The sequence below is a fragment of the Dokdonella fugitiva genome, from assembly GCF_014138265.1.
GTDB lineage: Bacteria > Pseudomonadota > Gammaproteobacteria > Xanthomonadales > Rhodanobacteraceae > Dokdonella_A > Dokdonella_A fugitiva_A.
In genome coordinates this window covers 392152-403986 of sequence record NZ_JACGXL010000005.1, presented here as the reverse complement: position 1 = coordinate 403986, position 11835 = coordinate 392152, and the positions used below count along the sequence as shown (strand labels likewise).

Sequence of the window (11835 nt, the reverse complement as noted above, 5' to 3'; positions counted from 1 at the left end):
CGCGGCGAAGTTGGCGATCACCGTGCAATCGGCCGTGACCGCATTCGTCGTGTAGGTGCCGCCGGCGAGGTTGCCGCCGCAGGTGCCGCCCACCGCGTCGATGTGGAAACCCGCATTGGCCGTCAGCGTGAACGCCGTCGTCGCACCATCGTTGACCGTCTGCGGCGTGCTCGGGCTGATCGAGCCCGACGGCGTGCCGACGCTCGGCGTCACCGTGTGCGTGACAGGCACGCCCGTGCCGCTCAGCGCGATCGTGCCGCTGCCCGGCGCGTTCGCGGTCACCGTCAGCGTCTGGTTGGCCGCGCCCGCGGCCGCCGGCGCGAACGTGTAGGTCAGCGTGCAGCTCGAACCGACCGCGATCGTGATCGGCGGCGAGTTCGCGCAGGTGCCGCCGGCGCGCGCGAACGGCGCGGCCGCGGGCGTCAGCGCCGTCACGTTCAGCGACGCAGTGCCGTCGTTGCCGAGCGTGACCGTCTGCGCCGCACTCGTCGTGCCGACCGTCTGGTTGCCGAACGGAATACTCGTCGGCGAGATCGTGAGGTGGCCTTGCGGCGCACCCGCGACCGTGGTCGTCGCGGTCGCGCTGTTGTTGCCCGGCGCGCTGTCACCGAGGCTGCTGGTGATCGTCACGGTGTTGCCGAGCACGGTACCGCCGGCGACGCCGGACGACACCGAAACGGTCAGCGTGAATACCGCATTGCCGACCGCGAACGACGCGTTGCTGCAGTTGATCGTGCCGGTCGCGCCGACCGCCGGCGTCGTGCAGCTCCAGCCGGCGACGGCCGGCAGCGAAACGAAGCTCGTGCCTGCCGGCAGCGTGTCGCTCCAGCTCGCCGACGGCGCCGTCGCCGGACCGTTGTTGGTCGCGGTGACGGTGTAGGTGAGGTTGTTGCCCGCGGTGACCGGATCCGGCGAGTCGCTCACGGTGATCGCGAGATCGGTGCTGCCGAACAGGCCGACGACGACCGGATCATGGTCGGACGCGCGATACGGCGTGCCCGGCTCCCACACGACGCGCGGCGGCACCAGCGTGGAACCGTCGGGCTTCTCTTCCTGCGCCGCTTCGCCGGTGTCGCGGATCTCGTCGTTGTAGTCGAACGACGGAACTTCGTCCGCATTGATGTGCCAGGCGTCGGCGCCGGTGACCTGCGACTGCAGGCTCGCGTTGGCGAACGCGTAGTCGAGATGGCCGAGTTCGCCGTCGAACTGGTACGAGTACGCATTCGTGCCGTGCAGCACGGTTTCCATGTCGGCATAGCCACCGGCTTCGAGCGTGGTGACCGGCGTCTCGCTCGCATACGAGTTGAAGTCGCCGAGCAGCAGCACGTCCGGATCGCCCGCGGCCGGGATCACGGTGTTGGTGAGCCACGTCATCGTGCGCGTCGCCTGCTGCGTGCGCTTGGACGCCCAGCAGCCCTGGCCGTCGCCCTGGTCGGCATCGACGCCGCTGCCGGGGCAGCTGCCCTTCGACTTCAGGTGGTTCGCGACGACGGTGAAGCGCTTGCCGAACGCGGGATTGGTCGCGTCGATGACGTCGAACGTCTGCGCGGTCGGCGGACGGTCGTGGATCGAGTCGAGGTCGACGAGCGGCGAACCGACCGGCGAGACGACGCCGGTGCGATAGACGATCTGCACGCGGATCGCGTCGGTACCGAGCGTTCCGCCGGTGCTCGCGGCCGCGTAGGGATGCGCGCCGCCGCAGCGCGTGTTCACCGCACCGAGCAGGTCGTTGATCGTGTCGCTCGGCGTGGTGTTCTCGAGCTCCATGAACGATGCGATGTCGGGGTTGAGCGTGCAGATCACGATCGACGCGCGTTCGCGCTGGCGATTGAGCTCGGCGACGCTGTCCGCACCGCGGCAGTCGAGCGTGCCGCCCGGACCGCACGGACCCGAGCTCGAGCTCGACGTCGTGTCGATCGTCGTGAAGTAGTTGAGCAGGTTCATGCCGACCACGCGGATCGAACCGCCGACGTTCGGCGGCGTCGCCGGGCGCGTGTTGACCGGCGTGAACGCGACCGGATGCGCCGTCGTCGGGCGGATGCGCCATGCGTCGGTGCCGGTCAGGCCGGCGAACGACCAATGCAGCACGCCAGTGAGGCCAGAGACCGTGTCGCCGCCGCGGAAGTAGTCGACGCCCTGCGTGCCGACGCCGAAGCCGCCGTTCTGGTGCGGCCAGTACATCGCCTGCTGGCCGTTCGGCTGCGCGAGCACGGAATTCTGCACGTTGTTGTCGTCGTCGAGGATGACGCGACGGCGCGCGAGGTTGTCGAGGTGCGCGGTGAGGCCGGCGACGCTCGGCGCATTGTCTTCGGTGAACGTGCGCGAACGGCCGCCCTGCAGCAGCTCGATCTGGCCGTAGCGCGGCAGTTCGAAGAACTCGGACACCGTGAGCGTGTCGACGAAGGTGACGAGCATGCCTTCGCGCGCCTCGTAGTAGGCGTCGATGTCGCCCACGACCGGCAGCGAGATCGTCGTCGGCGTGACTTCGGCGAGATGGTTGCCGGCGTCGGTGACGACGACCGACGCGGCCGACGGCGGCGTCAGCTCGGTCATGTTGAAGAATTCGCTGACCACGCCGGTCACGCGCACGCGCTGGCCCTCGGCGATCGAACCCGCCGTGCACGAGCCGCAGAACACGAAGATCGCTTCCGAGGTGTTCGGGTCGGCGTCGGCATCGGCGTCCTCTTCCTGCAGGAAGAAGCCGCTGAGCTTGGCCGAGCCGAGGAATTCGGCGGTGACGACGCCTTCCACGGTGACGGTCGCGCCCGGGATCGGCGTCGCGGCGCCGTTGCCCTGCACGTCGTGGATCTTGTTGACGTCGTCGTTGACGATCGTACCGACCGCCTGCGCGTCGTCGACGGTCGCGTTGGCGACGTTGCTGACGTTGACGTTGAACGCCTCGTCCGGCTCGCTCGTCGTGTCGCCGTTGACGAGCACGGTGAACGTGTAGCTCGTGCTGCCGGCCGGGATCGTCTGGCCGGTGAGCGACTGCGCGGTATAGTCGGACGGCGCGGTCGCGCTGCCGTCGGCGGTCGCGATGTCGAACGTGACGCCACCCGGGCCCGCCGGTTGCGTCAGCGACACGGTGAACGCGTAGCTCGTCGTGCCCGCGTTGCCTTCGGCGTGCGAGACGTCGGCGATGGACAGGTGCGGCGCGTCGTTGTCGACGATCGTGCCCAGGCCCTGGCCGTCGGTCACGACCGCGCCGGTGACGTTGGTCACGTTGACGAAGTAGGTCTCGTTGGCCTCGGGCAGCACGTCGCCGTTGACGGTGACGTTGAAGGCATAGGTCGTGCTGCCGGCCGGGATCGTCTGCGAGGTCAACGAGCTCGCGACGTAGTCGCTGCCCGCGCTCGCGGTGCCGTCGGCGGTCGCGATGTCGAACGTGACGCCGCCCGCGCCGGCCGGCTGCGACAGGCTCACGGTGAACGTCGCAGTGGCCGTGCCGGCGTCGCCCTCGGTGACCGACACGTCGTTGATGCTGAGGTTCGGCTGCGAGACGGCAGCGTGCGGCGTCACCGAGACATCATCGATGGCGAGGCCGTGGTCCGAACCGGATGCGGGGCGCGTATCGGTCCAGCGCAGCATGACTTCCGTGCCGGCGGGAATGCTGAGCCCGGTGATGGTCGTCGCGATGCCGTTGACGCGGCCCGTCGTGTTTCCGTTGACGGCGACGGCACCGGCCGTGTTGACCGGGCTGGTGAAGTTCAACGCGGCCACGTTCGTGCCGGCGGCCTGGAACTCCGCCAGCGAACCGGTGAAGCTCGCCGCGGTCGCGTAGGAGAACGCGACCGTTTGCGCCGTCGCGTTGCCGTCACGCCATTGCTCGCCGTTGTAGGAAACGTCGAGCGAGGTGATCGTCGAGCCCGTGTTGTTCGCCAGGCGCAGGCCGTAGTACATCGTGCCGGTGCCGCTCGACTCGACCGAACCCAGCGCGCGCTCGGTCGCCGCCGTGGTACCGAAGCTGTACAGGCCACCCGTGTTCGACGACCCGTCGCTGGCGATGAGGACGACGGTGCCCGATGTCTTCTGCGCGTACCAGCCCGCCAACGTGGCATTGTTGGTCCAGGCGTTGGTCGTGCCCGTGTTCGGCAGCGCGTCGAAATTCTGCGTGTACGGCGTGTCGAGCGTGGTCAGCGAGACCTGCGCGAACGACGGCGCCGCGAGCGAAAGCAGCAGCAGAGCGCCGGCCGCCTTCGCGGAAATTGAAACGAAAGGACGATCGGCCCGCGCCTTGCGCGAGCGCTCGAATTGGAACGACATCACGATTTCCCCTGGGAGATGGGCTGCACAGTGGCTGCAGCCCGGGCAGTCTACCGATCAAAACGCGAACGCATTGACGCGGCGCAGCAAATTCCGCTCGGTCACCGGGCGGGGTCGGGTTGCCCCACCAGCATGCCCACGGCATGCGACAGCCGGATGACGCCCCGCATTGCGCTCAGGGCGTTGGCGCGCGCGCCGCCAGCAGCTCCTGGCCGATCACGGTACATATGGACTCGAAATCCGCGTCGTCGAGCCAGGGACTGTTGGAGATCGTCAGCGTCGTCGCGGCGAACCGGCGCGCATTGGGCACGTCGGCTGCGGCGACCACACCGCGCAGGTAGGGATAGTCGGGCAACGCATGGATGAACAGGCGGCTCACGCCGCTGCCCTCGCCCCAGAGGCGAGCGAGGATCGCGTCGCGCGTCGCCTCGTCGGCCAGTTGCAGCAACAAGAACGGCCAGGTGCCCTCCGCGCCGCCGGGATCACCAAGCACCTCGACGCCCGCGATCGCGGCGAGCCGTTCGCGCCGCCGACGCGCGCGCAAGGTGCAATCGGCGACGAACGCAGCCAGGCGCGCGAACGCACGCGCACCGACGTTGCGCCGCCAGCGGCCGAGCGTGTGCAGCGGGATGCGCATCGGGAAATCGTCGCCGACCGCAGCCACCGGATCGCCACGACGCAGCGCCCGCCGCAGCGGCGCGCCGTAGGCGAGGCGGAGCAGCGATGGGCGGTAGCACGCATGGTAGCCGAGCAGCTCGAGCGAGCGGCGCAGTTCCCAGTCAAGGCGCCACGGCACGATCTCCCGGCTCGTGCGCCACAGCTCGCGCCGCAGGCTCGCATCCGCGCTCACGAGCAGGCCGCCTTCATAGGTCGTCAGGCCCTTGCCGACCGCGAGGCTGAAGAAGCCGGCGTCGCCGTCGAGGCCGACCGAACGCCGTTCGCGGCGCGCTCCGAAGGCCTGCGCTGCGTCCTCGATCACGAACGCGCCGACCGCCCGCGCGAGCGCGACCGCCGTCGCGACGTCGGCGACGCGGCCGGCGAGATGCGTCGGCAGCACCGCGAGCACGTCGCGGTCGCAGGCGCGCGCGAGCGCTTGCGCATCGAAGTCGATCGAACCCGGCGCGAGGTCGCACAGGCGCAGTTCGAGGCCGCAATGCGCGACCGCGATCGCGACCAGCGGGCAGGTGTAGGCAGGCACGACGACGACGCGCCGGCCGGAGAGGCGATGCATCGCGGTGAGCGCGACGACGAGCGCCGCCGTACCCGAGCACTCCGCCTGCACATCGTCGACGCCGACGAAGGCGGCGGCCTGCCGTTCGAGGCGGCCGCGCCGCGGCGCGGTCGGCCACAGGTCGCCCCAACGCGGCGGTAGCCCCGCCGTGGGCGGCGCCTCAGTGCGGTGCGGGCGCGTCGCCATCGGTTTCGCTGATCGCGAGGCAGACGATGCCGGCGATGATGAGCGCGCTGCCGATCCACTGCGGCGTGCCGATGTGCTCGCCGAACAGCACGACCGACAGCGCCATCACGCTGATCACCTCGAGGTGCGAGGCGGCGAACGCGGGACCGATCGGCGCGTGTTCGAGCAGGGTCATCCAGGTCACGAACGCGCCGACGTAGCACGCGATCGCGCAGTACACCCACGGCGACGACAACACGCGCAACGTCCAGGCGAGGTTCGCCTCCGGCGGCAGCGCGTGGTTCGCGGTGAGCTTGAAGCAGATCTGCGCGAAGGTGTCGAAGCAGACCAGCACGAGGAAGCCGACGAGATAGAAGCGACGCATCGCGTTCAGCCCCCGACGCCGACGACCGCGACGCCCGCGGCGATGAGCAGGATGCCGAGCGTGCGCATCGGTGAAAGCTTCTCGGCGAACAGCACGCGCCCGGCGATCATCACCGCGACGATGTTGATCGAGCCGAGCAGCACGCCCTCCGACAGCGGCACCAGCGAGAGGAACGCGAGCCAGACGAGGAACTCGCCGACGTAGCAGGCGATGCCCGACCAGATCCACGGCCGTCGCGCCATCGCCTTCCAGCGCGCGAGCCCCTCGCCGAGGTCCGGTCCGGCGGCGGCGGCCTTGAACGAAAGTTGCCCGAAAGTATCGAGCACTATGTTGGCCAGCCAGAGCATGACGACGGTGGCGGACATCGGTTCCTGCTGGCGTGCGACGGGCGGCGCAGTATGCCCGCGCGACGCCTTCAAGTCGAAGCGCGCGGCCGCGCTGCTTGAAGATCGCGGCACGCCCGGCGATCATGCCGCCTGCCCGCGTCGCCGCCGTCGATGCGCGACGAATCCGAGGAGACGTGGAATGAGCAGCGTGCAGGACACCGTGTTCGACATCATCGCGAAGGAATCGGGCATCGATCGCGCCCGCATCACGCCGGACGCGACGCTGAAGGATCTCGAAATCCAGTCGCTCGACGCGGTGCAGATCATTTTCGAGATCGAGGACCACTTCAAGATCACGATGCCCGACCGCGACCCGAAGTTCGACACCGAATCGGTCAAGGGCCTGATCGAGACCGTCGAGAAGCTGCTGGCCGAACAGGCGACGCAGCCCGTGCCCTGAGCGGCGCGGCGGACGGCAATCCGGCGAGGGAACCGCATGCAGCGCGTCGTCATCACGGGCATGGGCGCAGTCACGCCGCTCGGCCTCGGTGCAACCGCCACCTGGTCGGCGATGCGCGAGGGCCGCGTCGCGATCGGCCCGATCACGAGCATGCCGCGCGACGGCCTGCGTTTCGGCATCGCCGCCGAAGTGCAGGGCTTCGATCCGCTCGCCCACTTCGAAGAGAAGAAGCTGATCCTGCTCGACCGCGTGTCGCAGTTCGCGCTCGTCGCCGCGCGCGAGGCGATCGCGCAGTCGGGCATCGACTTCGACGCCGACGGCCTCGGCGAGAACACCGCGGTGGTGATCGGCACCGGCATCGGCGGCGAGCAGACCCACGACGAGGCCTCGCGCCGCCTGTACGCGGAGAACAATCCGCGCACGCATCCGCTCACGATCGTGCGCCTGATGGCGAACGCGCCGGCGAGCCAGATCTGCATCGAACACAAGCTGACCGGCCCGTCGTTCGCGACCTCGAGCGCGTGCGCGTCGGCGAACCACGCGCTCGCGCAGGCATTCCACATGGTGCGCAGCGGCGTCGCCGACGCCGCGGTCGCAGGCGGCAGCGAAGCGTGCATCACGCTCGGCGTGATCCGTGCCTGGGAAGCGATGCGCGTGATGGCCGACGACACCTGCCGGCCGTTCTCCAGGCAGCGCCGCGGCATGGTGCTCGGCGAAGGCGCCGCGGTGTTCGTGCTCGAGACGCTGGAGCGCGCGCAAAGCCGCGGTGCGACGATCCTCGCCGAATTCGCCGGCGCGGGCATGTCGGCCGACGCCGGCGACATCGTCTTCCCGTCGGAAGCCGGCGCGGCGAAGGCGATCGCGCGTGCGCTCGCCGACGGCGGCATCGGCATCGATGAGGTCGGCTACGTCAACGCGCACGGCACCGGCACGCCGGCGAACGACCCGACCGAGAGCAAGGCGATCCGCCGCGTGTTCGGCGCGCATGCCGACGCGCTCGCGGTGTCGTCGACGAAGTCGATGCACGCGCACGCGCTCGGCGCGGCCGGCGCGATCGAGCTCGTAGCGACGATCGGCGCCTTGCGCGACGGCGTCGTGCCGCCGACGATGAATTTCCTCGATCCCGATCCCGAGTGCGACCTCGACTACGTCGCCAACGGCGCGCGCGAGCGCCCGGTGCGCGCCGCGCTCAGCAATTCCTTCGCATTCGGCGGCCTCAACGCCGTCCTCGCGCTGCGCCGCGCACCCTAGGCCGGCGCCGCGTTTCCGCGATCGCGGATGCCGGCGCGCGCCGCGCGTTGTATCGTGCATGCGGTTCGATTCCCCGTTTGCCCGCACCAGGAGACGCCATGACGCGGATCGTGTTCGCCGGACTGCTGCTCTGCTCGCTGCCGCTGTACGCCGCCGACGACGCGGCGACGGCCGACGCCGAGCTCAATGCGACCTACCGCAGCCTCACCGCGAAGCTCGAGGGCGGCAACCTCGAGCGACTGCGCGATGCGCAGCGCGCGTGGGTCGCCTTCCGCGACAAGGAATGCGCGTTCAAGGCGCAAGGACACGACGATGCGGGCGCCACCGGAACGGCGCACGCGAGCTGCGTCGCCGGGCTCACGCAGCAGCGCACGCAGCAGTTGCGCAGCGAGCTCGACTGCGCCGCCGACGACGCAGGCTGCGTGCCACGCAAGGCGACGGCAGATGCGGCGCCGGCCGCGGCGGGCAGTTGCCGGGCCGAGGTCGGCGCAGCGAAGGCCGAGGAATACGTCGCGCAGTGCCAGCAGGTTTCCCCCGCGACGCATCCACCGTGCAACGTCGCCAACGCGTGCGGGCTCATTGTCGACGAAATCAAACGCGGTTGCGCGATGATCGACAAGAACGCGCCTGCGTTCTGCGCGCAGTACCGCTGAACGCGAGCGGGCGGCCGGGCCTCCGACCGGGGCCGCCGCGGCCGCCTACGGCGACGACGCCGGGCACCGGCGCGGGAACGTTCTGAGGACATGCCCACGCGGCATGGCGGGCGGTGTCCGCGAGGCCGTAAACTCGCGTTTTCTCCAGTCTTCGCCCGATGACCGCGCTGACCCACCTGCAACGCCTCGAAGCCGAGAGTATCGACATCCTGCGCGAGGCGGTCGCCGAAGCCGAGCGGCCGGTCATGCTCTACTCGATCGGCAAGGACAGCTCGGTCATGCTGCACCTCGCGCGCAAGGCGTTCTTCCCGTCACGGCCGCCGTTCCCGCTGCTGCACGTCGACACGACCTGGAAGTTCCGCGCGATGTACGAGTTGCGCGACCGCATGGCGCGCGAATCGGGGCAGGAGCTCATCGTCCACCGCAATCCCGAAGCGGTGCGCCTCGGCATCAACCCGTTCACCCACGGCTCGGCGCTGCACACCGACGTGTGGAAGACGCAAGGGCTCAAGCAGGCACTCGACCAGCATGGCTTCGATCTCGCCTTCGGCGGCGCGCGTCGCGACGAGGAGAAATCGCGCGCGAAGGAGCGCGTGTTCTCGTTCCGCTCGGCGCAGCACCAGTGGGATCCGAAGAACCAGCGCCCCGAGCTGTGGCGGCTCTACAACGCGCGCAAGAACAAGGGCGAGAGCATCCGCGTGTTCCCGCTGTCGAACTGGACCGAACTCGACATCTGGCAGTACATCCTCGCCGAGGACATCCCGATCGTGCCGCTGTACCTCGCCGCGGAGCGCCCCGTGGTGATGCGCGACGGCACGCTCGTGATGGTCGACGACGAGCGCTTTCCCCTGCGCGAAGGCGAGACGCCGGCGCTGCGCCGCGTGCGCTTTCGCACGCTCGGCTGCTACCCGCTCACCGGCGCGATCGAATCCGACGCCGACACGCTGCCGGCGATCATCCGCGAGATGCTCGTCGCGCGCACGAGCGAGCGCCAGGGCCGCCTGATCGACCAGGACGCGGGCGCCTCGATGGAGAAGAAGAAGGCCGAGGGATATTTCTGATGAACGCCGGAGCCCGCATCGAGGACGTCGAGACCTACCTCGCCGCGCAGCAGTCGAAGAGCCTGCTCCGCTTCATCACCTGCGGCAGCGTCGACGACGGCAAGAGCACGCTGATAGGCCGCCTGCTGCACGAATCGAAGGCGCTGTTCGACGACCAACTCGCCGCGCTCGAGGGCGATTCGCGCAAGTTCGGCACCCAAGGCGACGAACTCGACTTCGCGCTGCTGCTCGACGGCCTCGGCGCCGAGCGCGAACAGGGCATCACGATCGACGTCGCCTACCGCTTCTTCGCGACCGAACGACGCAAGTTCATCGTCGCCGACACGCCCGGCCACGAGCAGTACACGCGCAACATGATCACCGGCGCGTCGACCGCCGACCTGGCCGTGATCCTCGTCGATGCGCGCAAGGGCCTGCTCACGCAGACGCGCCGGCACAGCTACCTCGTCTCGCTCGTCGGCATCCGCAAGGTCGTGCTCGCGGTCAACAAGCTCGATCTCGTCGACTGGTCGCGCGACGCGTTCGAGGCGATCGAGCGCGACTACCGCGCGTTCGCCGCGCAGCTGGGCATCGACGACGTCGTCGCGATCCCGCTGTCGGCACTTCGCGGCGACAACCTGAGCGCGCCGAGCGCGCGCACGCCGTGGTACCGCGGCCCGAGCCTGCTGCAGCACCTCGAAACCGTCGATGTCGGCAACGGCGAACCGACGGGACCACTGCGCCTGCCGGTGCAATGGGTGAATCGCCCGGACCTGGATTTCCGCGGCTATTCCGGCCGCATCCTCGGTGGCCGCGTGCGACCCGGGGACGCGGTGCGCGTGCTGCCGTCCGGCAGGACCTCGGCGGTCGCGCGCATCGTCACGTTCGACGGCGACCTCGCCGAGGCGCGCACGGGCCAGTCGGTCACGCTCACGCTCGCCGACGAGATCGACATCAGCCGCGGCGACGTGATCTGCGCGGCGGACGACCCCGCCGGCCTCGCCGACCAGTTCGAGGCGACCCTGGTGTGGATGGCCGACGCGCCGATGCTGCCCGGCCGGCCCTACCTGGTGAAGCTCGGTGCGACCACGCTCGGCGCTTCGTTCGGCCAGCCGAAGTACGCGGTCGACGTCAACAGCCTCGACCATCTCGCCGCGAAGACGCTCGAACTCAACGGCATCGGCGTCGCGAACCTCACGCTCGACCGCGCGGTCGCGTTCGACCCGTACGCGAGCAATCGCGACATGGGCAGCTTCATCGTCATCGACCGCTACACCAACCAGACCGTCGGCGCCGGACTGCTGCATTTCGCGCTGCGCCGCTCGCAGAACATCCACTGGCAGGCGGTCGAAGTCGACAAGCAGGCGCGCATCCGCCAGAGCGGCCACGCGCCGTGCGTGCTCTGGCTGACGGGCCTGTCCGGCAGCGGCAAGTCGACGATCGCGAACATCGTCGAGCGCCAGCTGCACGCGCTCGGCGCGCGCACCTACCTGCTCGACGGCGACAACGTGCGCCACGGCCTCAGCAAGGACCTCGGCTTCACCGACGCCGATCGCGTCGAGAACATCCGCCGCATCGGTGAGGTCGCCAGGCTCATGGTCGACGCGGGGCTCATCGTCATCACCGCGTTCATCTCGCCGTTCCGCTCCGAGCGACAGCTCGCGCGCGGCATGGTCGAAAACGGCGAGTTCATCGAGGTCTTCGTCGACACGCCGCTCGACGTCGTCGAGCAGCGCGATCCGAAGGGGCTCTATCGCAAGGCGCGCCGCGGTGAACTGAAGAATTTCACGGGCATCGACTCGCCTTACGAAGTGCCGGCCGCGCCCGAACTGCACCTGCGCACGATGGAGCAGTCGCCGGAGGAATCGGCGAGCGCGATCGTCGAAGCCCTGGTCCGGCGCGGCGTCATCCGTCCGACGATCTGAGGAATCGGCGAGGGCGATCGTCGAGGCCCTGATCCGGCGCGGCGTGATCCGTCCGACGATCTGAGGTGGGTTTCGGCGTCGCGAGTCACGATGCGCGCGGTAAAGTCGCCGAGCGGCGACGCGCGCAGGCCGGCCC

General features: G+C 69.6%; 8 protein-coding genes and 1 pseudogene. 5 read left to right on the top strand and 4 right to left on the bottom strand.

What is annotated here, in order from left to right:
- From FHW12_RS16480 to FHW12_RS16465, 4 genes and pseudogenes are all read right to left on the bottom strand, one after another.
- A pseudogene (locus FHW12_RS16480) lies at positions 1 to 3492 on the bottom strand (ExeM/NucH family extracellular endonuclease); the annotation flags it as partial.
- A 946-nt stretch (positions 3493 to 4438) separates the two neighbouring features.
- Entirely contained in the window at positions 4439 to 5680 is a 1242-nt protein-coding gene (locus FHW12_RS16475) for a DegT/DnrJ/EryC1/StrS family aminotransferase (protein WP_182532128.1), read from the bottom strand.
- On the bottom strand, positions 5655 to 6044 hold the full coding sequence (locus FHW12_RS16470) for a DMT family transporter (RefSeq protein ID WP_182532127.1): 390 nt from the start codon (positions 6042 to 6044) through the stop codon (positions 5655 to 5657). Before FHW12_RS16470 ends, FHW12_RS16475 begins: the two co-directional genes overlap by 26 nt.
- A 5-nt stretch (positions 6045 to 6049) precedes the next feature.
- The gene (locus tag FHW12_RS16465) at positions 6050 to 6409 is read right to left on the bottom strand and encodes an EamA family transporter (RefSeq protein ID WP_182532126.1); all 360 of its coding nucleotides are present in this window, start codon (positions 6407 to 6409) and stop codon (positions 6050 to 6052) included.
- Positions 6410 to 6569: 160 nt separating this feature from the next.
- Between FHW12_RS16465 and FHW12_RS16460 the strand changes: the two genes are divergently transcribed.
- The 5 genes from FHW12_RS16460 to cysN all read left to right on the top strand — a co-directional run bounded on the left by FHW12_RS16460 (position 6570) and on the right by cysN (position 11699).
- The gene (locus FHW12_RS16460) at positions 6570 to 6830 is read left to right on the top strand and encodes an acyl carrier protein (protein WP_182532125.1); all 261 of its coding nucleotides are present in this window, start codon (positions 6570 to 6572) and stop codon (positions 6828 to 6830) included.
- 36 nt (positions 6831 to 6866) lie between these two features.
- Entirely contained in the window at positions 6867 to 8081 is a 1215-nt protein-coding gene (locus FHW12_RS16455) for a beta-ketoacyl-[acyl-carrier-protein] synthase family protein (protein WP_182532124.1), read from the top strand.
- Positions 8082 to 8179: 98 nt separating this feature from the next.
- A complete protein-coding gene (locus FHW12_RS16450; protein ID WP_182532123.1) occupies positions 8180 to 8734 on the top strand; it encodes a lysozyme inhibitor LprI family protein in 555 nt (184 codons plus the stop codon).
- 158 nt (positions 8735 to 8892) lie between these two features.
- On the top strand, positions 8893 to 9795 hold the full coding sequence (gene cysD / locus FHW12_RS16445; RefSeq protein ID WP_182532122.1) for a sulfate adenylyltransferase subunit CysD: 903 nt from the start codon (positions 8893 to 8895) through the stop codon (positions 9793 to 9795).
- Entirely contained in the window at positions 9795 to 11699 is a 1905-nt protein-coding gene (cysN, locus tag FHW12_RS16440) for a sulfate adenylyltransferase subunit CysN (protein WP_182532121.1), read from the top strand. The genes cysD and cysN overlap by 1 nt, the downstream gene beginning before the upstream one ends.
- Positions 11700 to 11835 lie beyond the last annotated feature (136 nt).